Annotated in this window: 26 protein-coding genes; all 26 read left to right on the top strand. The window is 66.6% G+C overall.

All coding sequences use genetic code 11. The annotated features are described in order from the left end of the window. Positions 1–56 precede the first annotated feature (56 nt). The 26 genes from rpsL (at position 57) to rplO (ending at position 24,644) form a co-directional block, all read left to right on the top strand. The gene (rpsL, locus tag MRBLWH13_RS11460) at positions 57–425 is read left to right on the top strand and encodes a 30S ribosomal protein S12 (RefSeq protein WP_013584051.1); all 369 of its coding nucleotides are present in this window, start codon (positions 57–59) and stop codon (positions 423–425) included. A gap of 5 nt (positions 426–430) precedes the next feature. Continuing rightward, the gene (gene rpsG / locus MRBLWH13_RS11455; RefSeq protein ID WP_042538706.1) at positions 431–901 is read left to right on the top strand and encodes a 30S ribosomal protein S7; all 471 of its coding nucleotides are present in this window, start codon (positions 431–433) and stop codon (positions 899–901) included. 85 nt (positions 902–986) lie between these two features. After that, on the top strand, positions 987–3,104 hold the full coding sequence (gene fusA, locus MRBLWH13_RS11450; protein WP_341955142.1) for an elongation factor G: 2,118 nt from the start codon (positions 987–989) through the stop codon (positions 3,102–3,104). 148 nt (positions 3,105–3,252) lie between these two features. Further along, positions 3,253–4,443 carry an elongation factor Tu gene (gene tuf / locus MRBLWH13_RS11445; RefSeq protein WP_056514176.1) on the top strand — a complete coding sequence of 397 codons (1,191 nt, stop codon included), beginning with the start codon at positions 3,253–3,255 and terminating at the stop codon, positions 4,441–4,443. Positions 4,444–4,731: 288 nt separating this feature from the next. After that, entirely contained in the window at positions 4,732–13,848 is a 9,117-nt protein-coding gene (locus MRBLWH13_RS11440) for an isopeptide-forming domain-containing fimbrial protein (protein WP_341955141.1), read from the top strand. Between the two features lie 125 nt (positions 13,849–13,973). After that, positions 13,974–14,186, top strand: a complete 213-nt coding sequence (locus MRBLWH13_RS11435) for a hypothetical protein (RefSeq protein ID WP_056312873.1) — start codon at positions 13,974–13,976, stop codon at positions 14,184–14,186. Positions 14,187–15,048: 862 nt separating this feature from the next. Continuing rightward, positions 15,049–15,357 carry a 30S ribosomal protein S10 gene (gene rpsJ, locus MRBLWH13_RS11430; RefSeq protein ID WP_017201594.1) on the top strand — a complete coding sequence of 103 codons (309 nt, stop codon included), beginning with the start codon at positions 15,049–15,051 and terminating at the stop codon, positions 15,355–15,357. 8 nt (positions 15,358–15,365) lie between these two features. After that, entirely contained in the window at positions 15,366–16,025 is a 660-nt protein-coding gene (gene rplC / locus MRBLWH13_RS11425) for a 50S ribosomal protein L3 (protein ID WP_056312872.1), read from the top strand. Positions 16,026–16,027: 2 nt separating this feature from the next. Then, entirely contained in the window at positions 16,028–16,690 is a 663-nt protein-coding gene (gene rplD / locus MRBLWH13_RS11420) for a 50S ribosomal protein L4 (protein ID WP_341955140.1), read from the top strand. Then, on the top strand, positions 16,687–17,010 hold the full coding sequence (gene rplW / locus MRBLWH13_RS11415; RefSeq protein ID WP_017829206.1) for a 50S ribosomal protein L23: 324 nt from the start codon (positions 16,687–16,689) through the stop codon (positions 17,008–17,010). Before rplD ends, rplW begins: the two co-directional genes overlap by 4 nt. A gap of 20 nt (positions 17,011–17,030) precedes the next feature. Then, positions 17,031–17,870, top strand: a complete 840-nt coding sequence (rplB, locus tag MRBLWH13_RS11410) for a 50S ribosomal protein L2 (RefSeq protein ID WP_045253842.1) — start codon at positions 17,031–17,033, stop codon at positions 17,868–17,870. A 12-nt stretch (positions 17,871–17,882) separates the two neighbouring features. Then, positions 17,883–18,164, top strand: a complete 282-nt coding sequence (gene rpsS, locus MRBLWH13_RS11405; RefSeq protein WP_017829205.1) for a 30S ribosomal protein S19 — start codon at positions 17,883–17,885, stop codon at positions 18,162–18,164. 25 nt (positions 18,165–18,189) lie between these two features. Continuing rightward, positions 18,190–18,588: a 50S ribosomal protein L22 gene (rplV, locus tag MRBLWH13_RS11400; protein WP_053097482.1), complete on the top strand. Its 399-nt coding sequence runs from the start codon at positions 18,190–18,192 to the stop codon at positions 18,586–18,588. Continuing rightward, positions 18,588–19,343 carry a 30S ribosomal protein S3 gene (gene rpsC, locus MRBLWH13_RS11395; protein WP_017201587.1) on the top strand — a complete coding sequence of 252 codons (756 nt, stop codon included), beginning with the start codon at positions 18,588–18,590 and terminating at the stop codon, positions 19,341–19,343. The genes rplV and rpsC overlap by 1 nt, the downstream gene beginning before the upstream one ends. Then, positions 19,343–19,762, top strand: a complete 420-nt coding sequence (rplP, locus tag MRBLWH13_RS11390) for a 50S ribosomal protein L16 (RefSeq protein WP_056312870.1) — start codon at positions 19,343–19,345, stop codon at positions 19,760–19,762. The genes rpsC and rplP overlap by 1 nt, the downstream gene beginning before the upstream one ends. After that, positions 19,762–20,079, top strand: coding sequence for a 50S ribosomal protein L29 (gene rpmC, locus MRBLWH13_RS11385; RefSeq protein WP_017829202.1), 318 nt, complete (start codon positions 19,762–19,764; stop codon positions 20,077–20,079). Before rplP ends, rpmC begins: the two co-directional genes overlap by 1 nt. Further along, entirely contained in the window at positions 20,079–20,396 is a 318-nt protein-coding gene (gene rpsQ, locus MRBLWH13_RS11380) for a 30S ribosomal protein S17 (RefSeq protein ID WP_042538763.1), read from the top strand. Before rpmC ends, rpsQ begins: the two co-directional genes overlap by 1 nt. Beyond that, positions 20,393–20,761 (top strand): 50S ribosomal protein L14, encoded by a 369-nt coding sequence (gene rplN, locus MRBLWH13_RS11375; RefSeq protein ID WP_053097479.1) that lies wholly within the window; start codon positions 20,393–20,395, stop codon positions 20,759–20,761. The genes rpsQ and rplN overlap by 4 nt, the downstream gene beginning before the upstream one ends. Positions 20,762–20,764: 3 nt before the next feature. Beyond that, a complete protein-coding gene (rplX, locus tag MRBLWH13_RS11370) occupies positions 20,765–21,124 on the top strand; it encodes a 50S ribosomal protein L24 (protein ID WP_056514171.1) in 360 nt (119 codons plus the stop codon). Continuing rightward, positions 21,124–21,714 (top strand): 50S ribosomal protein L5, encoded by a 591-nt coding sequence (gene rplE, locus MRBLWH13_RS11365; protein WP_056514168.1) that lies wholly within the window; start codon positions 21,124–21,126, stop codon positions 21,712–21,714. The genes rplX and rplE overlap by 1 nt, the downstream gene beginning before the upstream one ends. 120 nt (positions 21,715–21,834) lie before the next feature. Continuing rightward, positions 21,835–22,233 (top strand): 30S ribosomal protein S8, encoded by a 399-nt coding sequence (gene rpsH, locus MRBLWH13_RS11360; protein ID WP_045253835.1) that lies wholly within the window; start codon positions 21,835–21,837, stop codon positions 22,231–22,233. A gap of 6 nt (positions 22,234–22,239) precedes the next feature. Continuing rightward, positions 22,240–22,776, top strand: coding sequence for a 50S ribosomal protein L6 (gene rplF, locus MRBLWH13_RS11355; RefSeq protein ID WP_056514166.1), 537 nt, complete (start codon positions 22,240–22,242; stop codon positions 22,774–22,776). A 2-nt stretch (positions 22,777–22,778) separates the two neighbouring features. Then, positions 22,779–23,138: a 50S ribosomal protein L18 gene (gene rplR, locus MRBLWH13_RS11350; protein WP_029260926.1), complete on the top strand. Its 360-nt coding sequence runs from the start codon at positions 22,779–22,781 to the stop codon at positions 23,136–23,138. A 20-nt stretch (positions 23,139–23,158) separates the two neighbouring features. Continuing rightward, positions 23,159–23,833, top strand: a complete 675-nt coding sequence (rpsE, locus tag MRBLWH13_RS11345; protein WP_259162244.1) for a 30S ribosomal protein S5 — start codon at positions 23,159–23,161, stop codon at positions 23,831–23,833. After that, positions 23,833–24,018, top strand: a complete 186-nt coding sequence (rpmD, locus tag MRBLWH13_RS11340; RefSeq protein ID WP_042538783.1) for a 50S ribosomal protein L30 — start codon at positions 23,833–23,835, stop codon at positions 24,016–24,018. The genes rpsE and rpmD overlap by 1 nt, the downstream gene beginning before the upstream one ends. Next, positions 24,018–24,644, top strand: coding sequence for a 50S ribosomal protein L15 (gene rplO, locus MRBLWH13_RS11335; RefSeq protein WP_341955139.1), 627 nt, complete (start codon positions 24,018–24,020; stop codon positions 24,642–24,644). The genes rpmD and rplO overlap by 1 nt, the downstream gene beginning before the upstream one ends. The last annotated feature ends 49 nt before the right edge of the window (positions 24,645–24,693 follow it).

Below are 24,693 nucleotides of genomic sequence, written 5' to 3'. Positions count from 1 at the left end.
GGGTCATGATGTGAAACCCATCACGCTGTCACCGTGCAGCATTATGAGGAGAGAACGTGCCAACCATTCAGCAGTTGGTTCGCAAGGGTCGCTCGCCCAAGGTCTCGAAGACCAAGGCGCCCGCACTCAAGTCGAACCCGCAGCAGGCCGGGGTCTGCACCCGCGTCTACACCACCACCCCGAAGAAGCCGAACTCGGCGATGCGCAAGGTCGCTCGTGTGAAGCTCCGCAACGGCACCGAGGTCACCGCGTACATCCCGGGCGAGGGTCACAACCTTCAGGAGCACTCGCTCGTGCTCGTCCGTGGTGGTCGTGTCAAGGACCTCCCCGGTGTTCGTTACAAGATCGTCCGTGGCGCCCTGGACACCCAGGCCGTCAAGAACCGTAAGCAGGCTCGCAGCCGCTACGGCGCGAAGAAGGGCTGAGTCCAATGCCTCGTAAGGGTCCCGCCCCCAAGCGTCCCGTCGTCAACGACCCGGTATACGGCGCTCCGATCGTCAGCCAGCTGGTCAACAAGATCCTGGTCGACGGCAAGAAGTCGCTCGCCGAGTCGATCGTCTACAACGCCCTCAAGGGCGTCGAGGCGAAGAACGGCCAGGACGCCGTCGCCACTCTGAAGAAGGCGCTCGACAACGTGCGCCCGACTCTCGAGGTCAAGAGCCGCCGCGTCGGTGGCTCGACCTACCAGGTTCCGGTCGAGGTCAAGCCGCACCGCGCGAACACCCTCGCGCTGCGCTGGCTCGTCAGCTACGCCAAGGGTCGTCGTGAGAAGACGATGACCGAGCGTCTCCAGAACGAGATCCTCGACGCGTCGAACGGTCTCGGCGCAGCGGTCAAGCGCCGCGAGGACACGCACAAGATGGCCGAGTCGAACCGCGCGTTCGCTCACTACCGCTGGTAAACAGCTTCGCCCGCCCCCGACCACACGTCGGGGGCGGGCACCCCCCTCTTCGCAGTACGACTGCACGAAAGATAAGGACACTCCTGTGGCACAAGACGTGCTCACCGACCTGAGCAAGGTTCGGAACATCGGCATCATGGCTCACATCGATGCTGGCAAGACCACCACGACCGAGCGCATCCTGTTCTACACGGGCGTCAACCACAAGCTCGGCGAGACCCACGACGGTGCATCGACCACCGACTGGATGGAGCAGGAGAAGGAGCGCGGCATCACGATCACGTCTGCCGCCGTGACCTGCTACTGGAACAAGAACCAGATCAACATCATCGACACCCCCGGTCACGTGGACTTCACGGTCGAGGTGGAGCGTTCGCTCCGCGTCCTCGACGGTGCCGTCGCCGTGTTCGACGGCAAGGAGGGCGTCGAGCCCCAGTCCGAGACCGTGTGGCGTCAGGCCGACAAGTACAACGTCCCCCGCATCTGCTTCGTCAACAAGATGGACAAGCTCGGCGCGGACTTCTACTTCACCGTCGACACCATCATCAACCGCCTCGGCGCCAAGCCGCTGGTCATCCAGCTGCCCATCGGTGCGGAGAACGACTTCATCGGCGTCATCGACCTCGTCGAGATGCGTGCGCTCGTCTGGGCGGGTGACTCCAAGGGTGACGTCACCATGGGCGCCTCCTACGAGATCCAGGAGATCCCGGCCGACCTCAAGGAGAAGGCGGACGAGTACCGTCAGCAGCTCCTCGAGACCGTCGCCGAGACCGACGACGCTCTGCTCGAGAAGTTCTTCGGTGGCGAAGAGCTGACCGTCGCCGAGATCAAGGGCGCGATCCGCAAGCTCACCGTGGCTTCCGAGATCTACCCGGTCCTCTGCGGTTCCGCGTTCAAGAACCGTGGCGTCCAGCCGATGCTCGACGCAGTCGTCGACTACCTCCCGAACCCGCTCGACGTGGGCTCGATCGAGGCGCACGACCCCAAGGACTACGACACGATCATCGAGCGTCACCCCGACGCCAAGGACCCGTTCGCGGCTCTCGCCTTCAAGGTCGCAGTGCACCCGTTCTTCGGTCGCCTCACCTACGTGCGCGTCTACTCGGGTCAGCTCGACTCCGGCGCCGCGGTCGTCAACTCGACCAAGGGCAAGAAGGAGCGCATCGGGAAGATCTTCCAGATGCACGCAAACAAGGAGATCCCTGTTCCCTCGGTCACCGCGGGCAACATCTACGCGGTCATCGGTCTGAAGGACACCACCACCGGTGACACCCTGACCGACCCGGCCTCGCCGGTCGTCCTCGAGTCGATGACGTTCCCCGAGCCCGTCATCGAGGTCGCGATCGAGCCAAAGACCAAGGCCGACCAGGAGAAGCTGGGTGTCGCCATCCAGAAGCTCGCCGAGGAGGACCCGACCTTCCGCACGGAGCTCAACCCCGAGACCGGTCAGACGACCATCAAGGGCATGGGCGAGCTGCACCTCGACATCCTCGTGGACCGCATGAAGCGCGAGTTCAACGTCGAGGCGAACGTCGGCAAGCCCCAGGTGGCGTACCGCGAGACGATCCGCAAGGGCGTCGAGAAGTACGACTACACGCACAAGAAGCAGACGGGTGGATCGGGTCAGTTCGCGAAGATCCAGTTCAACATCGAGCCGCTCGACCTCGACGACGAGAAGACGTACGAGTTCGTCAACGCGGTCACCGGTGGTCGCATCCCGCGTGAGTACATCGGCTCGATCGATGCCGGCTTCCAGGACGCGATGAACGTCGGCGTGCTCGCCGGCTACCCGATCGTCGGCGTCAAGGCGACGATCGTCGATGGTGCGGCCCACGACGTCGACTCCTCGGAGATGGCGTTCAAGATCGCAGGATCGATGGGTATGAAGGAAGCCCTTCGTCGGGCGAGCCCGGCACTCCTCGAGCCGCTCATGGCGGTCGAGGTGCGTACTCCCGAGGAGTACATGGGCGACGTCATCGGTGACCTGAACTCGCGTCGCGGCCAGATCCAGTCGATGGAGGACGCCGCAGGCGTCAAGGTCGTCCGTGCACACGTCCCGCTGTCCGAGATGTTCGGATACATCGGCGACCTGCGCTCGAAGACCTCGGGTCGCGCCGTCTACTCGATGGAGTTCAACAGCTACGCTGAGGTTCCCCGCGCTGTGGCGGACGAGATCGTCCAGAAGCACCAGGGCGGCGAGTAACAACTTCCTGGGAGCCGGGTTCCGGCCCGGCTCCCAGGTCTCCTACAACTTCACATTCCCTCTCTACTAAACTGAGAACCTAACCCGTAGAGATCCGGTCGCAATCCAGTGCCCGGTGACCTCTACACGACGTCCTGAGGAGGACCAAGTGGCTAAGGCCAAGTTCGAGCGGACCAAGCCGCACGTCAACATCGGAACGATCGGTCACGTCGACCACGGCAAGACCACGCTCTCCGCAGCGATCTCGAAGGTGCTTGCTGACAAGTACCCCTCCGACACGAACGTGCAGCGCGACTTCGCTTCCATCGACTCGGCGCCGGAAGAGCGCCAGCGTGGAATCACCATCAACATCTCGCACATCGAGTACGAGACCCCGAAGCGCCACTACGCGCACGTCGACGCACCCGGCCACGCCGACTACGTCAAGAACATGATCACCGGTGCTGCTCAGATGGACGGCGCGATCCTCGTGGTCGCCGCCACCGACGGCCCGATGGCTCAGACGCGTGAGCACGTGCTGCTCGCCAAGCAGGTCGGCGTGCCGTACCTGCTGGTCGCGCTGAACAAGAGCGACATGGTCGACGACGAGGAGATCCTGGAGCTCGTCGAGCTCGAGGTCTCCGAGCTGCTCGCCTCGCAGGGCTTCGCCGAGGACGCTCCTGTCGTCCGCGTCTCCGCTCTGAAGGCACTCGAGGGCGACGAGAAGTGGACCCAGTCCATCCTCGACCTCATGGAGGCCGTCGACAACAACGTCCCCGACCCCGTGCGCGACAAGGACAAGCCGTTCCTGATGCCCGTCGAGGACGTCTTCACGATCACCGGTCGTGGAACCGTCGTCACCGGCCGCGCCGAGCGTGGCACGCTGGCCATCAACTCCGAGGTCGAGATCGTCGGACTGCGTCCGACCGTCAAGACCACGGTCACGGGTATCGAGATGTTCCACAAGCAGCTCGACGAGGCATGGGCCGGCGAGAACTGCGGTCTCCTGCTCCGTGGCACGAAGCGTGAGGACGTCGAGCGCGGTCAGGTCATCGTCAAGCCGGGTTCGGTCACGCCGCACACCGACTTCGCGGGCACCGCGTACATCCTGTCCAAGGATGAGGGTGGGCGTCACAACCCCTTCTACACGAACTACCGCCCGCAGTTCTACTTCCGCACCACCGACGTCACCGGCGTCATCACGCTGCCCGAGGGCACCGAGATGGTCATGCCCGGCGACACCACCGACGTGACGGTCGAGCTGATCCAGCCGATCGCCATGGAGGAGGGCCTCGGCTTCGCCATCCGTGAGGGTGGACGCACCGTCGGCGCCGGTACGGTCACGAAGATCATCAAGTAAGCATCTGCTTCCTGACAACAGGGGTCGGACCTTCGGGTCCGGCCCCTTTTGTCGTCCCCCACGACTCTCCGGTGTTTATGTCCTTGAATATAACGCGAAGTGTCATATATCGTTGTGAGTGCTGCGTTCCGCGCAGTACGCACGCCCGTGCCCGAGGTCAAGGTCGGTCACGACACCGCTGAAGCTCGGAGAGGCCCCACGCCCTCCTGAGCGCGTCCAGCGGCGCATGCGGATAGGGGAGTGCCTGCACACCGGGGAGTGGCGTGCAGGGTTAAGGGGAGTTTCAGCATGCGTTCGACCCTGCGTCGAAAGAACATTCAGCGCGCCCGGAGACTGACGGCGATCACCGCCGTCGTCTCTCTGATCGCCGGGGCGCTCGCCCTCGGGGTCACGGCGCAGACGGCATCCGCCGCTCTGTGGGCGCCCACGATCTCGGCGCAGAACGTCGATCCGGCCTCTGCCGGAAAGGACTTCGTCCTCGCCGGGGAGAACGTCGGATTCGACGTCGACGTCACCAACAGCGGCGGGGGAGCGCAGTTCAACCTGAGCCTCGTCGCAGCGGTTCCCGCGTCGGTCACCCTGGTCTCGGGCGGCAGCTTCGGAGCGCCGACGGTGTACGCGGAAGGGGACGTCCTGCCGAACCGCTCGCGCACCGCAACCGACGCCTCGTGCGAGTCGCTCGGCCTCGTGAGCGCGCCGGGCCAGTCGCTTCTGTGCGCTGTCCCCGCCGGCCAGCAGGTCTGGGTGTGGTCCAACGTCAACGACCTCCCGCAGGGTGGCACGGTCTCTTCGCGGGTCACGATCGCCCCGAACGGCGACGAGTACCCCGTCGGCGGTGAGGTCGGCTTCTCGATCCGCGCCTATACGAGCAACGATCCGGCGCGTATCCCCACCTTCGACGGGTCGACCAGTGTCTCGCGCACCACCGCGCACACGTCGGGAGCCGCCCTTGCGACCGATGACGTTCCGGTGCGCGCGCTGCGCATCGTCAAGACCGAGCCGAGTGCCGAGACCGAGCTTCTGCGCGGCGCGCACAGCAACATCACGACCTACACGCTCGACGTCGAGAACACGACCAGAGGTGCGACGACGGGTGTCACCGTCACCGACTACCTGCCCGCAGGGCTCGAGTACCTGGGCCTCGCGACCGGAGACAACTCCGCCGACGTCGAGTATGACGGTTCCGGTCTTCTCACCGGCGGCGTGACGGCCGGCGAGATCGTCGACACCGTGTCGTTCTCCGCATCCGAAGCCGCAGCCCGCGGTCTTCCCAGTGCGGGCGTCTACACGAAGATCACCTGGTCTCTCGGCGATCTCTCCGCGGGCGCGAGGACGCAGATCCGGTATCACGCCGCCGTCCCGCTGTTCGCGAACGCGCTGTGGCCCGAGGGCACGGCGCCGTCTCCTGCCGGTGGTGCGCAGGCCGCGAACCTCGACAACAACACCGGCGCCTCCACGCGCCACGGCGGGACCGCCGAACCCACCGACGCGCAGACGTTCCGCAACGTCGCCACGGTCGCAGGCACCTACCAGGGGCCGGTGCTGAACGACGATGACACGCTTCGCGCCGCGCACGACGACGATGACGAGATCATCGAGGCGGTCGACGTCCGCGTCCTGAAGGGCGTGGACGACGGCAAGGCCTTCACCACCGGATCCCTCGCCACCTACTCGGTGCAGGTCGACGTCAGCGAGTACGTCGACGCGCGCGGGATCGTGCTCACGGACGTCATCGCGAACGGTCTCTGCCCCGCGTTCCCCGGCTCGCCGGACGGCGTCTCGCTCATGATCGGCGACCTCGAGGTCTCACAGCAGACGTGGAACTCCGAGGTCCCCGGCGACGCCTGCAACTTCCCGACCGAGGCGAGCGGCGCGGTGCTCTCGCCTGAGCTGCACCTCGCATCCATCCGCTACACGCCGACCGACGGTACCTTCACCGTCGTCTTCGCGGTCGACGACCTCGCCGCGGGCGAATCGTTCACGGCTCAGTACTCCGTGATGCAGCGTCCGAACTACACCGGCGCGGCCGGTGGCACGAGCTCGGGCGACAGCTTCCTCAACCACGTGACGGTGACCGCTCAGACCGAGCCGATCGCGGCGATCGCGAACGACCCCGCGCTCAGCGACCGCGTCGGCGGCACCCGCTATGTGAAGGACGACTCGTCCGCTCTCATCACGTCGAACTTCACCGACCTCAGCAAGACCGTGCTCGAGCGCGGTCAGTCGTTCGACGACGCGACCGACGCAGACTGGGTGACGGCGGCGACCCAGCCCTTCTCTCCCGGCGACGACGTCTGGTACCGCCTGATCGTGCCCTTCGCCGACGGCATCGACACGCGCAACCCGATTCTCACCGACTACCTGCCCGAGGGTGTCGCGGTGCGGGAGATCCTCTACGGCTACCAGGGCATCACCGGCTTCACCGACGTGACCGACCCGGTCGCCTACGGCACCGGCTCCTTCCCGACGGCGTACATCCCGAACACGGCGCCGACCGGCACGTCCCTCACCTGGGAGTTCGGAGCGCGGAACCGCGGCACCAGCAGCGACCGGTTCGTGCCCGCCGGCAGCACCATGACCGTCTACGTGCGCGGCGAGGTGCAGTCCCAGTCCGCATCGCGCGACGAGGTCGACAGTCCCGCGAACCAGGCGAAGTACCAGCAGGTCAACGTCGACGGCGTGCTCTCCTTCCTCCGCAGGGAGGCGACCATCGACCTCGACTGGGGCTCGACGCTGACCAAGGGCATCCGCTCGGTGAACGACGAGGTGATCGGCGCGGACTTCGGCTCTCGCGTGCCCACCCGTCAGGTCGTGCAGAACGACGAGGTCGAGTACCGCATCGACGTGCAGGCACCGCAGAACGGCACCACCGACTACGCCGTGTGGGACGTCCTTCCCGCAGGGGTGAAGAAGGCCGATGTGGCATCGTTCACCTCCGCGCTCTACGACGGCGGCACCGAGACGGCGATCACCCCGACCGACCTCGATGTGTCCGTCTACGACGCCGGTGAGACTCTGCCCGACGGCATCTCGCTCAGCAGCGCCTTCACCGGGCGCTCCGTGGTGGTCTGGAAGGTCGGGGCCTCGATCGCCGGCTCCACCGCCGCGACGGATGCCGCGCCCGAGGTCGTCCGCGGCCTCACGCTCGGATACACGCTCACGGTTCCCGCAGGCGTCCCCGGTGGCGGCGATGCCGCGCAGCCGACCCAGAGCTACACCAACTCGGCCGGGATCGTCAGCTACGGCATCGAGAACACCGGGTCGAAGATCACGACCGTGGTGCCGCAGAGCGACGCGGGAGGTCAGCAGCTGACCACGCGCGCCCCGGGCGAGGGGGAGGTCTCGGCATCCGATGTCGACACCGTCGGCACCGCCGAGGTGCACCTGCCCGACGTCGCGATCGCGAAGAGGCTCGTCTCGACCGAGGTCGCACCCGTCGCAGACGCGGCGGCCGGGGTCACCGACCTCGGCGACGGCACACGCAACTCGGCCTCGCAGATCGTCCAGGGCGAGTACGCGACCTTCGAGTACTCGGCGACGATCCCGGCGCACACCACCGTCAAGGGTGCCGTGCTGTCCGACGGCGGCGCACTCGCCCTGCAGAACGGCAGCGTGACCTACCAGTACGTCGACGGCAGCGCGAAGTACCTCGGACCCACGGGCTCTCAGCTCGTGATCGGCACCGGTGCGGGGGACTTCCGCGCGACCGAGACCGCGGGTGCGGCACACGGCGTGCTGACCTTCCCCGACACCTACACGAACGGCACCGCAACGGCGCAGACGTTCCGCGTGCAGATCACGCTGTGGGTGAAGGACCGGGATGCCTCCGCCGCGAACAGCGGCGTCGTGAACGTGCTCCCAGGAGCGATGAAGAACACCGCGAGCCTGAGCTTCCTCGACCCGAACACGCAGGGCGCGTCGCGCCTCACGCGCACGGCCACCGCGGAGGTGCAGTTCGTCGAGCCCGTTCCGACGCTGACGAAGAAGGCATCGTCAACGACCGTCTCCGCCAGCGGCACGGTGACGTACACACTCACGGCGAGCAACGCGGCGAACAGCCCGGCCCTCTACGACGTCGTGATCCTCGACTGCGTGCCGGCCGAGATCACACCGAGCGCCCTGGCGCCTTCGGTCGGCACCGCCCGCGTCCTCGCCGACACGTGCGCGATCGGCACGGGTGACGCCATCCAGCGCGGATCGGGCACCGGCACGCTCATCGAGTGGACCATCCCCGCCCTCCGCGGTGAGGGTACAGCCCCTACCCTCACGTACCTCGGCACCGTCGAGGCGCTGGCCGGCGGCGGATCGCAGTTCACCAACCGCGCCGAGCTGTCGGGGCGCACCCTGCCGCTCGCGGTGGGCGCCGACAGCGACACGTCCGACCGCAGTGGCACCTACACCGCCACGGCGAACGCCACCGTGCGGATGCCGGATGCCTCGGTCGACAAGTCGGTCAGCACGGCGTCGGCCCCGGTCGGCGACATCGTCACCTACACCGTGAAGACCACGCTTCCGACGAGCACCAACTTCTACGACGTGACCCTGACCGACACGCTTCCCGCAGGCGTCGACTTCGTGGCGACGGGCACGCACACCGAGACCGCTCAGTGGGCCGGAGCACCGGATGCTCCCGAGATCGGACAGCCGACGCTGAACGGTCGCGTGCTGTCGTGGAAGGTCACTCAGGACGACATCATCGCCTGGGACCAGACCCGCACCATCACGGTCACCTATCAGGCGCGCATCACGAAGGCGGTGACCGCTGCCTCGCTCGTCAACAACGCCACGTTCACATGGAGCCGGGTCAACGGCTCCACCACGGATCGCACCTCGCAGAGCGACACCGCGACCGTCAGCATCCTGAACCCGAACGTCACGATCGCCAAGGCGGTCAAGACGACCGGCGCGGCGGACGGCACCTACGGTGCGGCCTCTGCGGGCGGGCCGGACCAGTCGTTCACGTACCGCGTGCGCGTCTCCAACGCGACGGGCGCGGGCACGTCGCCCGCGTACGGCGTCGTGGTGACCGACACGGTGGGAGCAGGCATCCGCATCGACACCACTCAGACGGTGTTCGACGGCGCGACGTTCTCGGACGCGGACGCGCTGCGCGCCGGCAAGGGCGGAACGATCACCTGGACCCTCGTCGGTCCGCTGAGCAACATCGCCGGTTCGAACACGCTCGACCTCGTCTACCGGGGAACGTTCGTGGAGGCCGCGGCCCTCGGCGCGGGCGCGCTGGGCAACCAGGTCGCCGTCACCCGATTCGAGTCGGCCACGTCGGACGGCTGGGTCTACACCCCGGGCACCGGAACGCGTCCCGGTGGAGGCGCGAACGTCACCACCAACACCACGGGTGCCGCTGCCATCACACCGCGCTTCCCGCAGGTCGCGCTGAGCAAGCGCGTCACCGCAGGCTCCGAGGCATTCGTCGGCGAGACCTTCTCGTGGACGCTGCAGGCTCGGAACACGGGCACGGGATCGGCTCAGACGCTGACGCTCACCGACACGCTCCCGGCGAACTGGCAGTACGACGCGACCGTCGTGCCGCGCCTGACCGTCGGCACGCAGGCAGCGGTCGACCTCGCGGCTCCCGTCATCGGTGCCAAGGACGGTCGCGAGACCGTGACCTGGACGATCGGATCCGCGACCGGCCAGGCGCTCCTGTCCGGCACGGCGTCGGGAGCGACGGATGCTCAGCGCACCCTGCTCGTGACCTTCTCGGCCACACCGCACCCCGGTGCCGTGACCGATCCGGGCGCAGGGCTCTCAATCGACCACCGCAACACCGTGACCGGTGTCGCGACCGACGCGACCGGAGCCACGCGCAACGCGGGCGGCGCATACGTCGGAGCGGATGCCACGGCTGACGCGCACATCGCGCGCGCCGACCTGAAGGTCGTCAAGGCGGCGATCGGCGGAGACGCCGAAGGCGCGTGGACCGCCGGCGACGCCGCGCGCTCCGGATACACGCAGCCGCAGTGGCGCATCACGGTCACGAACCAGGGACCGGATGCGGCGAGCGGACCGTTCGTCGTCACGGATGAGACCGTTCTCCCGGCAGGCGTCACGACCGGGGCATTCACCGCGCGGTACTACTCCACGGCATCCGACACCACCGGCACAGCCCTCGCGCTGACCGGTGCCGGAACCGCATCCGACCCGTTCGTGGTGGGAGACCGCACGCGCACCCTCGCCGCGGCAGGCACCGACCGCATCGTCCTCGTGGCGGACGTGTCGATCCAGGCGCCGGCCACGGGCACCGCGACGAACACGGCCGGCGTCACCGGCCGCACGTTCGAGCGCCCGGCGGACATCACGAAGGACAACACCGCAACGGCCTCCCAGCCGATCTCGAGCGCGGCGGACCTCGCCGTCACGAAGTCGGTGAACACCGCCGAGGTCACCGCGGGTCGCTCGCTCACCTGGAGCATCAAGGTCCGCAACAACGGTCCGTCGGTCGCGGTCTCCACCGACGCCGATCCGATCACGGTGACCGACACGATCCCCGCGGGGATCGGCGATGTGCGGGATCCGTCCGCAGGCCTGACGGCCTGGACGGTCACGGCATCGGACGGGTGGCCGGCCGCCGCGGGCGACACGATCACCTGGACCTTCGTCGGAGAGCAGATGCCGGTGGGTCCCGCGCAGGACCTGTCGCTCACCGGAACCGTCGACTCGTCGTGGACCGGGGGAGCGATCCGCAACGCGGCATCCGTCGCCCCCGGAGCGACGACCGACCCGGTCCCCGGCAACAACACCGGTGAGGTCACGGTCACCCCTGGCGATGACACGACGCTCGCGGTCACCAAGACGCGCGTCATACTCGACGACGGCACATGGAAGGACGCCTCCCAGCTCGGGGCCGCCCTGCCGGACGTCGTCGCCGGCGAGACCGTCAGCTACCGGGTCGTCGTGACGAACAACGGACCGGCGGATGCTCGCGACGTGCGCATCGTCGACGAGGTCCCGTCGATGCTCTCCTACTCCCAGGTGCAGGACGAGAACGGCACCTGGACCCGCACGGCGGGGCCGGCCGCGAACGACACGTTCGCGGTGGCGGGTACGGTGCCTGCAGCGTCGGGGACGAACACGCGGTCGTTCATCGTGACGTACGCGGTGGACTCGGCACTCGCTCCGGGCTCCGAGGTGGAGAACTGGGTGCAGGCCGAGGCGACCAACTCGACGAACACCCCGCGCGACGGCGACACCACCGCATCCGACCGGGTGGCCGACCTCTCGATCGTGAAGGCGGCGCTCGACGCGGACGGCGCTCCTGTCGGAGCGGATGCTCCCGAGGTGACCGCGGGGACGCAGACGCGCTTCCTGCTGACCGTCACGAACGACGGCCCGAGCATCTCGAGCGCGCCGATCGACATCGCCGACCGGCTCCCTGCCGGGATGACGTACGTCTCGTCGACCATCGACGTCGCCGGGTCCGGCCCGGTCGCGGCCGATGCGACCGTGACCGACGACGGCCGCTCGATCGCCTGGTCGGCGCTGGCCGAGGGGGAGACCCTGGCATCGGGGGCGACCGTGGTGATCGAGGTCACCGCAGCGGTCGCCGCGGACGTGCGTCCGCAGCGACTCGTGAACGCCGCCGACGTGACGGGCCCGGAGGACTTCGATCCGACGAACAACCACAGCGAGGCGGCGGTCGAGATCGTCACGCTCGCCGAGCTCTCGATCACGAAGACCGTCGCAGACGGCCCGTGGATCGCGGGTACCGAGGTCGAATACACGCTGACGGTCCGCAACGACGGTCCTTCGGTCGCCGACGCGTTCGTCACCGACGTGCTCCCGGAGGGTCTCAGCGCGATCTCGATCGCCGGTGAGGGCTGGACGTGCGACGACGTGAGCGAGAGCTGCTTCCAGGCGGGCCACCCGCTGGGCGACAGCACCATCACCGTGGTCGCTCTCGTCGCGTCGAACGTCCCGACGGGCACGGCCCTGACGAACACGGCGACCCTGTCGTGGTCGGACAGCAGGTCGGACTCGCCGCACGAGGACACCGACACGGCCGTGATCGACGTCACGACCGACGCCGATCTGCAGCTGATCAAGACGGCGATCGACAGCGAGGGCGCGCAGGTCTCCTCCGCGGTGGCGGGCGAGAGCATCCGCTACCGGGTGGAGGTCGCCAACCTCGGTGCCAGCGACGCGGTCGGTCCCGTCACGGTCGTCGACCGTCTTCCCGCAGGCATGAGCTTCACGGCACTCGCCGGCGACGCTGCGGCGGCGTGGACGGCCGCAGTCGACGAGGCGGACCCGCAGAGCGTGACGTTCACGCTTGCGCCCGGTGACGCGGGGCTCGTCGAGGGTGCTGCGACGCCTGCGATAGAGTTCGATGCGCTGATCGACCCGACCGTGGTGCACGGGTCGACGCTCACGAACACGGCCACGGTATCGTCCGGCACGCCGGACTCGAACCCCGGCAACGACATCGACACCGCCGCCGTGACGGTGGATCGGGAGGTCGACCTCGCCATCGCCAAGACGCATGATGCGGATGCCGTGCGCATCGGCGACCTGCTGCCGTTCACCCTCGAGGTGCGCAACAGCGGTCCGTCCGAGGCGACCGGTGTCGTGGTGACGGATCTCGTGCCCGCGGGTCTCGAGGTCACCACTGTCGTGGGCGACGAGGTGGGAGGCGACTGGACGATCGACGCGATCGCGCCGGTCGACGCCGAGGACCCCCTCGCCGGAACCCTGGTGACCGCGCGCTACGCGCTGCCGCTCGCGCCGGGCGAGACCGCGGCACCGCTCGTCGTGACCACGCGGGTGCTGGTCTCGGCGTACTCCGAGGTCGTCAACGTCGCGGATGTCACAGCGACGGAGATCACCGACGAGCACCCCGACCGCACTCCCGACGACAACCGCGCGTCCGACGTGGTGACAGTGCCCGGCCTCGCCGCGCTCGTGGTCACCAAGACGGCCGTCGGCGGCTTCCAGGTCGGCAAGGTCGGCGTCTACGAGATCGTCGTGCGCAACGACGGCCCGACCGCCGACCTCGGGCCCGTCACGATCACTGATGCCCTGCCCGCGGGGCTCGAGTTCGACAGCTCGCCCGATCAGGGTGTGCGGGTGGACGGCCGTGTCGTGACGTGGACGCTCGAGGACGGTCTCGCCCTCGACGAGGAGATCACTCTCACGCTGCGCGTGCGCATCGGCGAGCAGGCGTACCCGTCGGTGACCAATGCCGTCGTGGTGGATTCGCCGACCGAGCAGACCGATGAGGCGCAGCTCGTCGACGACGCGACAGCCGACGTGAAGGCGGCCGACCCTCTCGCGACGACCGGAGCGGAGACGGCCTGGAGCCTGATCGCGATGGCACTGCTGATGCTCGTCTCCGGAGGGCTGTTCCTCGCGTACCGCCGTCGACGGGTTGCCGTCGCCGCCGAGTAGTCGCGGCAGGGAGGGGCGGTCTGTATGACCGCCCCTCTCGCGTCTCTTCCGCCCAGGCGTCGATCCGGGCAGAATGAACGTGCGTCGGGGATCCGCCGCATCCGATCGCATACAAGGGGGCCCGCATGGGTATCGAGGACACCGTCAACAAGGGCAAGGACCTGTACGAGCAGAACAAGGACAAGATCGCCGAGGCCGTCAAGAGCGAGCAGGCCGAGGACATCAGCGACAAGGTCCTCGACGGCGTCGCAGACTTCGCGAAGAAGCTCGCTCCGGGTGCCGCGGACAAGATCGACGAGATCCGCGACAGCGCCGACAAGGCCGTCGGCAACGAGTGACAGCTCGCCACTGAGACCGAGAGCGGCGGCTCCTTCACGGGAGTCGCCGCTCTTCTGCGTCCGGAACCAAGTATTCCGGGTGGCGGTATCGCGTTTCAGTGGCCTGTTCCCGTAGGATGGATCTCGATCGCCTGGGGAACTTGCGATCAGGGATGTCGAAGGGGTTCGACCTCCCGAATTCACGCGGTTCGCCGCGTCAAACTGGGGAATACGATTTTGGGGATCATCGTGCGACGCGCGCACTCTGTGCGCTCTGACGTCTTCCCGCCCGCGCGGCGGTCGCTTCGCCGCGCCCTCGGTCGAGGATCCCGGCGTCCCTTCACGCCGGTCTCCTCGCGTTCGGTGTGCCCCCTCGCACTGAACGCCCTCCCCAAGCGGGGCGAGGCATGGGGATGCCTCGCCCCGCTCTCCTCAGCGCGCTGAGGGGTCGTCGGCGGCGTCGATCAGAGGCGCCGATCCGACGGCTGGGGCGCGCCCTCAGGAGATGCACAGCCGGCGCGACACGCCCGGGTTTGCGCAAGTGAAATCGCCCGTGGCAGAATAGACAGGTTCGACATTCCGGCGTGCTCAGCGCGACCGGATCACCATCACGGCAGTGCATAGGCGGCGCAGGCGCGCAGGGACCTAGGCCGCGGGTGGCAGAACGATCCCGACATCTTCATCACGAGGGCTCCGCCGTGCGCGGCGGAGGTCGGACATCCGCTCGTCGTGAGGCGTGCGGGATGACAGCAGAACAGTGGTGCAGCAGATCGACTCGCGAGAGCCGTTCGAGTGCCGAGGCGCGAACAGCGCCGACGTGCGTCCAATGCCCCTGGGTCACCCGGCCCAGGTCGGTAAGACGCTTAAAGAGAGAGAGCAGACAATGGCGGGACAGAAGATCCGCATTCGCCTGAAGTCGTATGACCACGAGGTCATCGACACGTCCGCACGCAAGATCGTCGACACGGTGACCCGCGCGGGCGCCACGGTCGTCGGCCCCGTGCCCCTTCCGACCGAGAAGAACGTCGTGTGCGTCATCCGGTCGCCGCACAAGTACAAGGACAGCCGCGAGCACTTCGAGATGCGCACCCACAAGCGTCTGATCGACATCGTCGACCCGACGCCCAAGGCTGTCGACTCGCTGATGCGTCTCGACCTTCCTGCCGATGTCAACATCGAGATCAAGCTCTGAGGTCGGACATGGTTGACATCAACTCCAAGATTTCCAAGGGCATGCTGGGCACGAAGCTCGGTATGACCCAGGTCTGGAACGAGAGCGGCAAGCTCGTTCCCGTCACCGTCATCGAGCTCGCCTCGAACGTGGTCACGCAGATCCGTACCCCCGAGAAGGACGGCTACAACGCCGTGCAGATCGCGTACGGCCAGATCGACCCGCGCAAGGTGAACAAGCCGCTGACCGCTCACTTCGAGGCTGCAGGCGTCACGCCGCGTCGTCACGTCACCGAGATCCGCACCGCGGATGCCGGCGACTACTCGCTGGGCCAGGAGCTCACGGTCGACGGCACCTTCGAAGCAGGCCAGCTCGTCGACGTCGTCGGCACGAGCAAGGGCAAGGGCTTCGCCGGTGTCATGAAGCGTCACAACTTCAAGGGCGTCTCGGCTTCGCACGGTTCGCACCGCAACCACCGCAAGCCCGGCTCGATCGGCGCATCGTCGACCCCGAGCCGCGTCTTCAAGGGCATGCGCATGGCCGGCCGTATGGGTGGCGAGCGCGTGACCGTCCTCAACCTCACGGTGCACGCCGTCGACATCGAGAAGGGCCTGCTGCTCGTCAAGGGCGCCGTCCCCGGTGCTCGTGGCCGCATCGTCTACGTCCGCAACGCAGTGAAGGGTGCCTGATCATGGCTGACTCCACTCTCGCGCTTGACGTCCTCAAGGCAGACGGCAAGAAGGCTGGCTCGATCGAGCTTCCCGCCGAACTGTTCGACGCCAAGACGAACATCCCGCTCATCCACCAGGTCGTCGTCGCGCAGCTCGCGGCGGCTCGCCAGGGAACCCACTCGACCAAGCGTCGCGGTGAGGTCTCGGGTGCCGGCCGCAAGCCCTTCAAGCAGAAGGGCACGGGTAACGCCCGTCAGGGCTCGATCCGCGCGCCGCACATGACCGGTGGTGGAATCGTGCACGGCCCCAAGCCGCGCGACTACTCGCAGCGCACCCCCAAGAAGATGATCGCCGCTGCCCTCCGTGGTGCACTGAGCGACCGCTTCCGCGGTGACCGCATCCACGCCATCGAGTCGTTCGGCATTGACGGCACGCCTTCGACCAAGACCGCGGTGAACTTCCTCACCAACGTCGTCTCGTCGAAGAACGTGCTCGTCGTCATCGAGCGCAACGACGACGTGACGCTGAAGAGCATCCGCAACCTGTCGAACCTGCACGTGCTGACGTTCGACCAGCTCAACGCATACGACGTGCTCGTCTCCGACGACATCGTCTTCACCCAGGCCGCGCTCGAGGGCTTCATCGCCTCCAAGTCCGGCGCCAACCAGGAGGTCCCCGCATGAGCGAGCAGGCATCTGTTCTCCAGACGGCCCTGAACAAGGACCCGCGCGACATCATCCTGAAGCCGGTCGTGTCCGAGAAGAGCTACGGTCTCATCGACGAGGGTAAGTACACCTTCCTCGTGGACCCGCGCGCTTCGAAGACCGAGATCAAGCTCGCCATCGAGAAGATCTTCGGCGTCAAGGTCGCTGGGGTCAACACCCTCAACCGCGTCGGCAAGGCTCGTCGCACCCGCTTCGGCACGGGCAAGCGCAAGGACACCAAGCGCGCCATCGTGACCCTGAAGTCGGGCACCATCGACATCTTCACGGCAATCGGCTGATCCGGGGGATAAGGACAATCATGGCTATTCGCAAGTACAAGCCCACGACCCCGGGCCGTCGCGGCTCGTCGGTGGCTGACTTCGCCGAGATCACCCGATCGACGCCGGAGAAGTCGCTGCTGCGCCCGCTCTCGAAGACCGGTGGTCGCAACAACCAGGGCCGTATCACGACCCGTCACATCGGTGGTGGCCACAAGCGCCAGTACCGCGTCATCGACTTCCGTCGCAATGACAAGGACGGCGTGGACGCCAAGGTCGCTCACATCGAGTACGACCCCAACCGCACGGCACGCATCGCGCTGCTGCACTACTTCGACGGCGAGAAGCGCTACATCCTCGCGCCGGCGAAGCTCAAGCAGGGCGACGTCATCGAGTCGGGTGCAGGTGCCGACATCAAGCCGGGCAACAACCTCCCGCTGAAGAACATCCCGACGGGTACCGTCATCCACGCGATCGAGCTCCGTCCCGGTGGCGGCGCGAAGATGGCACGTTCGGCCGGTGCATCCGTCCGTCTCGTCGCCAAGGATGGCAACTTCGCTCAGCTGCGTCTGCCCTCGGGCGAGATCCGCAACGTCGATGCGCGCTGCCGCGCGACCATCGGCGAGGTCGGAAACGCCGAGCAGTCGAACATCAACTGGGGTAAGGCCGGCCGCATGCGCTGGAAGGGCGTCCGCCCGACCGTCCGTGGTGTCGCGATGAACCCGGTCGACCACCCGCACGGTGGTGGTGAGGGCAAGACGTCCGGTGGACGTCACCCCGTCTCCCCGTGGGGCCAGGCTGAGGGTCGCACCCGTCACGCCAACAAGGAAAGCGACAAGTACATCGTGCGTCGTCGTAACGCCGGCAAGAAGCGTAAGTAGGAGTAAGAGAAGATGCCTCGCAGTCTTAAGAAGGGCCCCTTCGTCGACGATCACCTGCTTCGCAAGGTGGTCGTGCAGAACGAAGCCGGCACCAAGAACGTCATCAAGACCTGGTCTCGCCGGTCCATGATCATCCCGGCCATGCTGGGTCACACGATCGCGGTCCACGACGGTCGCAAGCACATCCCCGTGTTTGTGTCCGAGACCATGGTCGGCCACAAACTGGGCGAGTTCGCGCCCACCCGCACCTTCCGCGGCCACGAGAAGGACGACAAGAAGGGCCGCCGCCGCTGACGCGGTGGCGATAGAGGAGAGAGAAATGGTGGAGTCCATCGCACGCGTGCGACACATCCGCGTGACCCCTCAGAAGGCTCGTCGTGTCGTCGCGCTCATCAAGGGCAAGCAGGCCCAGGAGGCTCTGGCGATCCTGAAGTTCGCACAGCAGAGCGCCAGTGAGCCGATCTACAAGCTTGTCGCGTCGGCCATGGCCAACGCGCAGGTCAAGGCGGATCGTGACGGCGAGTACCTCGACGAGCAGGACCTGTACGTGGCTAACGCCTACGTAGACGAGGGCACGACGCTCAAGCGTTTCCAGCCCCGTGCACAGGGTCGCGCTTTCCAGATCAAGAAGCGCACGAGCCACATCACGGTCGTGCTCTCGACGCCTGAGGCAGCTCCGGCTGCGGCAAGCGACAGCAACAAGAAGGCGAGCAAGTAATGGGACAGAAAGTAAACCCGTACGGCTTCCGCCTCGGCATCACGACTGACCATGTGTCGCGTTGGTTCTCGGACTCGACGAAGCCGGGTCAGCGTTACGCCGACTACGTCGCCGAGGACATCAAGATCCGCAACCTGCTGAAGACGCAGCTCGACCGCGCCGGTGTCTCGAACATCGAGATCGAGCGCACCCGTGACCGCGTCCGCGTCGACATCCACACCGCCCGTCCGGGCATCGTGATCGGTCGTCGTGGAGCCGAGGCCGAGCGCATCCGCGGCGACCTCGAGAAGCTCTCGGGCAAGCAGATCCAGCTGAACATCCTCGAGGTCAAGAACCCCGAGGCCGACGCTCAGCTCGTCGCACAGGGCATCGCCGAGCAGCTCTCTGCTCGTGTGGCGTTCCGTCGTGCGATGCGCAAGGGTCTCCAGGGCGCGCAGCGCGCTGGCGCCAAGGGCATCCGCATCCAGGTCTCCGGCCGCCTCGGCGGCGCCGAGATGAGCCGTTCGGAGTTCTACCGTGAGGGTCGTGTGCCGCTGCACACGCTGCGCGCGAACATCGACTACGGCTTCTACGAGGCGAAGACCACCTTCGGCCGCATCGGTGTGAAGGTCTGGATCTACAAGGGCGACCTGACGGCGAAGGAGCTCGCTCGCGAGCAGGCCAACGCCCCCAAGGCTCGTCGTGATGACCGTGGTGGCGACCGTCGTCGTGCACCGCGCAACGAGGCACCCGTCGCAGAAGGAGCGTCTGCCTGATGCTTATTCCCCGCAAAGTCAAGTTCCGCAAGCAGCACCACCCCGGTCGTAGCGGCCAGGCGACCGGTGGCACGAAGGTCTCCTTCGGCGAGTACGGCATCCAGGCACTCACGCCTGCATATGTCACCAACCGCCAGATCGAGTCCGCTCGTATCGCGGTCACGCGTCACATCAAGCGTGGCGGAAAGGTGTGGATCAACATCTACCCCGACCGTCCGCTGACGAAGAAGCCTGCTGAGACCCGCATGGGTTCCGGTAAGGGTTCGCCCGAGTGGTGGGTCGCCAACGTCAAGCCGGGTCGCGTCCTCTTCGAGGTCTCCGGCGTGAGCGAGGAGCTCGCTCGCGAGGCACTGACCAGAGCAATTCACAAGCTGCCTCTCAAGGCACGCATCATCAAGCGCGAGGAGGGCGACGCGTAATGGCGATCGGCACCAAGGAGCTCGCTCCGGCAGAGCTCGACACGTTCGAAGACCAGCGCCTCGTTGAGGAGCTGCGTAAGGCCAAGGAGGAGCTGTTCAACCTCCGTTTCCAGTCGGCCACCGGCCAGCTGGAGAGCCACGGCCGCATCCGCGCCGTCAAGCGCGACATCGCGCGCCTGTACACCGTGATCCGCGAGCGTGAGCTGGGCATCCGTGCGACGCCCGCTCCCGTCGAGGCTCCGGCCAAGAAGGCGACCAAGTCGAAGGCGAAGAAGGCGGATTCCGCCGACGACGCCGTGAAGGAAGAGGCTGAGTGATGGCCACCAAGAAGGAAGCCGCCGTCGAGGCTGAGCACGCCGCACACGATGTCCGCGATGCGGATGCCCGTGGGTACCGCAAGTCGCGTCGTGGCTACGTCATCAGCGACAAGATGGACAAGACCATCGTGGTCGAGGTCGAGGACCGCGTGAAGCACCCGCTTTACGGCAAGGTCATCCGCCGCACCTCGAAGGTCAAGGCGCACGATGAGGCGAACTCCGCCGGCATCGGCGACCTCGTCCTGATCAACGAGACCCGCCCGCTCAGCGCCACGAAGCGCTGGCGTCTGGTGGAGATTCTGGAGAAGGCCAAGTGATCCAGCAGGAATCCCGCCTCAAGGTCGCCGACAACACCGGCGCGAAGGAACTGCTCACCATCCGTGTTCTCGGCGGCTCGCGTCGTCGTTACGCCGGTCTCGGTGACACGATCGTCGCGACCGTCAAGGACGCGATCCCGGGCGGAAACGTCAAGAAGGGCGATGTGGTCAAGGCCGTCATCGTCCGCACGGTCAAGTCCACGCGCCGTCCCGACGGCTCGTACATCAAGTTCGACGAGAACGCCGCCGTGATCCTGAAGAACGACGGGGAGCCCCGCGGCACCCGTATCTTCGGGCCGGTCGGTCGCGAGCTTCGTGACAAGAAGTTCATGAAGATCGTCTCGCTGGCGCCGGAGGTTATTTAAGTCATGGCGAAGATCAAGAAGGGTGACCTGGTTCAGGTCATCACCGGAGCGACGCAGGAGCGTGGCGGAGATCGCGGCAAGCAGGGCAAGGTCCTCGAGATCCTGGCCGACAAGAACCGCATCATCGTCGAAGGCGTGAACTACGTCACCAAGCACACGCGCGTCGGTCAGACGCAGCGTGGCACCAAGACGGGCGGCCTCGAGACTGTCGAGGCCTCCATCCACATCTCGAACGTCGCAGTCGTCGACCCCTCGACCAAGAAGCCGACCAAGGTCGGCCACCGGGTCGAGGAGCAGACCAAGGACGGCGTCAAGCGCACCGTCCGTGTGCGGTACGCGAAGAAGTCAGGTAAGGACCTCTGATGGCAACCACCGACGCTGCGGTGGCTGGCAAGATCCAGCCCCGCCTGAAGGCGAAGTACAAGGCCGAGATCCAGCAGAAGCTGCAGGATGAATTCGGCTACACCAACGTGATGCAGATCCCCGGTCTGGTCAAGGTCGTCGTGAACACCGGTGTCGGTGAAGCGGCCCGTGACAGCAAGGTGATCGACGGCGCGATCGACGATCTCACCAAGATCACCGGTCAGAAGCCGCTCGTCACGAAGGCACGCAAGTCGATCGCGCAGTTCAAGCTGCGCGAGGGCCAGCCCATCGGCGCACACGTCACCCTCCGTGGTGACCGTGCGTGGGAGTTCCTGGACCGCCTCGTCTCGCTCGCCCTGCCCCGCATCCGCGACTTCCGCGGTCTGTCGGCCAAGCAGTTCGACGGCAACGGCAACTACACCTTCGGTCTCCAGGAGCAGAGCGTGTTCCACGAGATCGATCAGGACAAGATCGACCGGGTTCGCGGTTTCGATATCACTGTCGTCACCACCGCGAAGACGGACGACGAAGGCCGCGCGCTTCTGCGTCACCTCGGCTTCCCCTTCCGTACGGAAGACGCCAAGGCGTAAGCGGTTTCGGGCGGGGCGCACAGCGCCCCGCCCGATCCCGTACAATTGAAGATTGCGTGTCATCGCAGGCCGTCTGTCGTGTAACGGCAGCCGGAACCTCATGAACAAAGGAAAACAACAATGACAATGACAGACCCGGTCGCAGATCTGCTGACCCGTCTGCGTAACGCGAACTCGGCGCACCACGATTCCGTGACCCTGCCGTCGAGCAAGCTCAAGACGCACATCGCCGAGATCCTCCAGCAGGAGGGCTACATCGCTGGATGGGAGACGACTGACGCTCGCGTCGGCTCGAACCTCACGCTGCAGCTGAAGTACGGCCCCAACCGTGAGCGTTCGATCGCGGGCATCAAGCGCGTGTCGAAGCCCGGCCTCCGCGTGTACGCGAAGTCCACCGAGCTCCCCAGGGTCCTCGGCGGCCTCGGCGTGGCCATCCTGTCCACCTCCTCCGGTCTTCTCACCGACCGTCAGGCAGAGCAGAAGGGCGTGGGCGGAGAAGTTCTCGCCTACGTGTGGTAATCGAAAATGTCGCGTATTGGACGACTTCCCATCGACGTTCCCGCGGGCGTGACCATCTCGGTCGACGGCCGTGAGGTCGCGGTGAAGGGCCCCAAGGGTGAACTCACCCTGACGGTCGCAAAGCCCATCGAGGTCGCGGTCGAGGAGAACCAGGTTCTCGTCACCCGTCCCGACGACGAGCGCGAGTCCCGGTCGCTTCACGGCCTGACCCGCACGCTCATCAACAACAACATCATCGGCGTGACCCAGGGCTACACCAAGGGTCTCGAGGTTGTCGGAACCGGTTACCGCGTCGCTCAGAAGGGCAGCTCGGTCGAGTTCGCCCTCGGCTTCTCGCACCCGGTCCTCATCGACCCGCCCGCCGGTATCACGCTGACGGTCGAGGGCAACAACAAGCTCACGGTCAGTGGTATCGACAAGCAGGCTGTCGGCGAGGCAGCTGCGAACATCCGCAAGATCCGCAAGCCCGAGCCGTACAAGGGCAAGGGCGTGCGCTACGCCGGCGAGGTCGTGCGTCGCAAGGCCGGAAAGAGTGGTAAGTAACCATGGCTCTCAAGTCAAAGTCTGACGCCCGCGCGCGTCGTCACGCCCGCCTTCGCAAGAAGGTCGTCGGCACCGAGGTGCGTCCGCGCCTCGTCGTCAACCGTTCGGCTCGCCACGTCTTCGTGCAGCTTGTCGACGACAGCAAGGGTCACACCGTCGCGTCGGCATCGACGCTCGAGACCGACCTGCGCTCGCTCGAGGGCGACAAGACCGCCAAGGCACGCAAGGTCGGCGAGCTTCTCGCCGAGCGCGCGAAGGCTGCCGGCGTTTCCGAGGCAGTGTTCGACCGTGGCGGCAACCGCTACGCAGGTCGTGTCGCCGCCATCGCCGACGGCGCCCGCGAAGGGGGTCTGGCACTGTGAGTGACAACAAGGAGAACGAAGTGACCGAAGCGGCAGCTGCCACTTCCGAGACTGCCGCCGGCACCACGCAGGCAGAGCCGTCTCAGCGCGACAACCGCCGCGGCGGTGGCCGTGGTGACCGCAACCAGGGTGGCCGTGACCGCAACTCCCGCGACCGTGGGGACAACCAGTTCCTCGAGCGCGTGGTCACCATCAACCGCGTCTCGAAGGTCGTGAAGGGTGGTCGTCGCTTCAGCTTCACCGCTCTCGTGGTCGTCGGTGACGGCAACGGTCTGGTGGGCGTCGGCTACGGCAAGGCCCGCGAGGTCCCTCTGGCGATCTCGAAGGGTGTCGAAGAGGCCAAGCGCAACTTCTTCCGCGTTCCGCGCGTCGGAAGCACCATCCCGCACCCCGTGCAGGGCGAGGCAGCAGCAGGCGTCGTCCTGCTCCGCCCGGCCGCTGCCGGTACCGGTGTCATCGCCGGTGGTCCCGTCCGCGCCGTGCTCGAGTGCGCCGGTATCCACGACGTGCTGTCGAAGTCGCTCGGCTCGTCGAACACGATCAACATCGTGCACGCCACGGTGACGGCTCTGAAGCAGCTCGAGGAGCCCCGTGCGGTCGCCGCACGTCGTGGCCTCGAGTTCGACCAGGTCGCACCCGCGCGTCTCGTCCGTGCGGAGGCTGACGCCATCGCCGCACAGAAGGTAGGTGCCTGATGGCTGCGCGCCTGAAGGTCACGCAGGTCAAGTCCAAGGTGAGCGAGAAGCAGAACCAGCGTGACACGCTGCGCAGCCTCGGTCTGAAGCGCATCGGTGACAGCACCGTTCGCCCCGACGACGCGCAGACGCGCGGTTACGTCAAGACCGTCGCCCACCTCGTCAAGGTTGAGGAGATCGACTAATGGCTGAGAAGAACGAAGCCGTCGAGGCTGAGAAGGCCCCGAAGAAGGCTGCCGCTCCCAAGGCCGCAGCCGAGAAGAAGCCCGCCGCCAAGAAGGCACCGGCGAAGGCGACCGAGGCCAAGGCCGACGCCGTCAAGAAGCCGGCTGCCAAGAAGGCTGCGCCGAAGAAGGATGCTCCGGCATCCCGCCCCGGCGTGCTCAAGGTGCACCACCTGCGTCCGGTCCCCGGCGCCAACACCGCGAAGACCCGTGTCGGTCGCGGTGAGGGCTCCAAGGGCAAGACGGCGGGTCGCGGTACCAAGGGTACGAAGGCTCGCAACACCGTTCGCGTCGGCTTCGAGGGTGGGCAGATGCCTCTGCACATGCGCACCCCGAAGCTGCGCGGTTTCAAGAACCCGTTCCGCGTGGAGTACCAGGTCGTGAACCTGGAGAAGCTCGCGGAGCTGTACCCCAAGGGTGGCGACGTCACCATCAGCGACCTGGTCGCCAAGGGTGCCGTTCGCAAGAACGAAAAGGTCAAGGTTCTCGGAAACGGCGACATCGCCGTGAAGCTCACCGTCGCGGTCGACAAGGTCTCGGGTTCCGCCGAGCAGAAGATCGTGGCTGCTGGCGGATCCGTCAAGTAACCACTTCATAAGAGGGGTCGGAGATTCTCCGGCCCCTCTTATGGGTTAG

Origin of the sequence: Microbacterium sp. LWH13-1.2 (genome assembly GCF_038397735.1) — a bacterium.
Classification (GTDB): Bacteria; Actinomycetota; Actinomycetes; order Actinomycetales; family Microbacteriaceae; genus Microbacterium.
Note: the sequence above shows the minus strand (reverse complement) of the source record. Positions and strands in the feature narration are given on the sequence as shown.